Source organism: Methanocalculus sp., from assembly GCF_029762515.1.
Lineage (GTDB): Archaea > Halobacteriota > Methanomicrobia > Methanomicrobiales > Methanocorpusculaceae > Methanocalculus.
In genome coordinates this window covers 1-2,036 of sequence record NZ_JARVGN010000396.1, presented here as the reverse complement: position 1 = coordinate 2,036, position 2,036 = coordinate 1, and the positions used below count along the sequence as shown (strand labels likewise).

General features: G+C 38.6%; 3 protein-coding genes. All 3 read left to right on the top strand.

Annotated features, from left to right (window positions below):
* Window positions 1–345: hypothetical protein (locus QCH34_RS11395; protein ID WP_300334261.1), on the top strand; the 345-nt coding region annotated here is incomplete at its 5' end.
* Between the two features lie 12 nt (window positions 346–357).
* Window positions 358–1,416, top strand: a complete 1,059-nt coding sequence (locus tag QCH34_RS11390) for a GNAT family N-acetyltransferase (protein WP_300334259.1) — start codon at window positions 358–360, stop codon at window positions 1,414–1,416.
* A gap of 157 nt (window positions 1,417–1,573) precedes the next feature.
* Window positions 1,574–2,036: hypothetical protein (locus QCH34_RS11385; RefSeq protein ID WP_300334257.1), on the top strand; the 463-nt coding region annotated here is incomplete at its 3' end.

Sequence of the window (2,036 nt, the reverse complement as noted above, 5' to 3'; positions counted from 1 at the left end):
TTTAACGAGCTAGAATATCCAGGCTTCACTGAAAAATATGTCGAGTTGATTGAGAGATGCAAAAAACGGGGCGCCTGGGTAACCTGTGCTGGGGACATCTATCATTGGTGGAAGAAACGAGAAAACTCCCGATTTTCCTATCAATACCATGATGGTGAATTATCGATTTTTGCTGGTGAAAATCAAGGTCCTGATTATATTGACATCTATTTGTGGGACATCAATAAGTTAGATAATATTTCTGATAATGTATCCATTATATCAAAAAAAGATGACTCTATCACACTATTGTGGAATGATAAAACGCTTCCCGTAAAAGTCAGCATAAGACAGAGTGATAGTTGAGGTTTGTGTAGAATGGCTATCGAATTAAAGATATTAAAACAAAATGAGTCACCCGAGTGGGATACAATCATAGAGAATTCAATCCATGGTACCATATTTCACCGCTGGGATTGGCTCAAGATTGTGGAAAAGCATACAAATGGCACATTTTATCCAATTATTGGTCTGAACAATACTGAGCCAATTGCTGCCTTTCCTCTTTTCGTTCAAAAAAAGTATAACTTAAATATGGTTTTTTCCCCCCCGCCCCATGTAGGTATGCTGTTTTTGGGCCCGGTGTTCAGGGAATATGAGCTTCTAAAGCAGGATAAAAAGGAGAGCTATTACACTGGATTCCAAAAGGAGGTTGATAACTTTTTATTTAACGATATTTCCAGCGATTATAATTATTTTGCACTCCCTCCGAACCTTGCGGATCCGAGACCCTTCCAGTGGGCTGACTATGAAATAATTCCTGCTTATGACTATGAATTCGACGTGAAGCTGGGGAAAGATGTTTTATGGGAGAACCTGAAAAAGAACGCCCGGACGGATATCACCCGGGCCCGAAAGAAAGGGATCACGATTGAAATCGGGCACCGTGATGAATTCATCGCTATCTACAAATTACTTCAGGGAAGATACAGGGATCAGAAGCGCACCGTCAATGTGCCACTAGAATATTTACTTGATATTTACAATCGTTTTCAAAATAATATTAAAATTCTTGTCGCAAAGTATGACGGAGAACTTATTACCGGAAGTGTGAAAGTATACCATCGCAATACTGAATATAGCTGGATTGGAAGTCCAAAGCCGAGCATTGAGATCTCACCATCACCCAATCCTCTCATTACATGGGAAGAAATTAGCCATGCCTGCGATAAAGGACTGGATACATACCTCCAGATGGGAACTGCAGGAAATCACAGACTCAGTAACTATTTTACAAAGTTTAATCCGAATTTAAAACTTCGTTTCATCGTAAAAAAGAGATCACGTTTTGCATCCCTTGTTGAAAATGGATATTTAACAACGATTAAACCGCTCAAGGAGAATTTGAATTCACTATTCTCAAAGGATAGAAATTAATTTGCAGATAATAAAATGGATAATCTTTTTTGCAATCAGGTGATATCCAATAAATCATTGATATTGCAGTTTGGATACTGGCACGAATCAAGTACTACCATCCAGTTAAAATGCAATGAAAAGAATCGAAGAGAATTGTATATCTTGATGTATTCGTATGGCATTTGATGTTAAAGTAGCCGGTGAAGATGAGGCGGATGTCTGGGATTCGGTAGCGGCCACGTGTTCCCATGGAACGGTTTTCCACTCGTGGCAATGGTTGAAAACCGTTGAACAACAGACAAAAACAAAATTAATCCCCCTGTTAATATACAATGGTACGACCCTCGTGTCGATTTATCCTTTTTTCATTAAAAACTATATTGGCAAAATTACCATGGCTTTTTCCCCCCCTCCAAAGGCCTATTTACTGTATCTTGGTCCATTGATCGTTGATTATGAAAAATTAAAACAGCACAAGAAGGAAAGTACATTTATCAATATTCAAGAGGCTGTTGATGCATATTTAATCGAACATTGGAACTGTAAATACATTCGAATACGCACACCGCCCGGTTTAATAGATTCAAGACCATTCCGTTGGCAGGGATATTGTGTTGAACCGATGTATACATATCGAA

Coding starts and splice junctions, on each gene's coding strand:
- QCH34_RS11390 (WP_300334259.1), top strand. CDS start 358: ATGGCTATCGAATTAAAGATATTAAAACAAAATGAGTCACCCGAGTGG.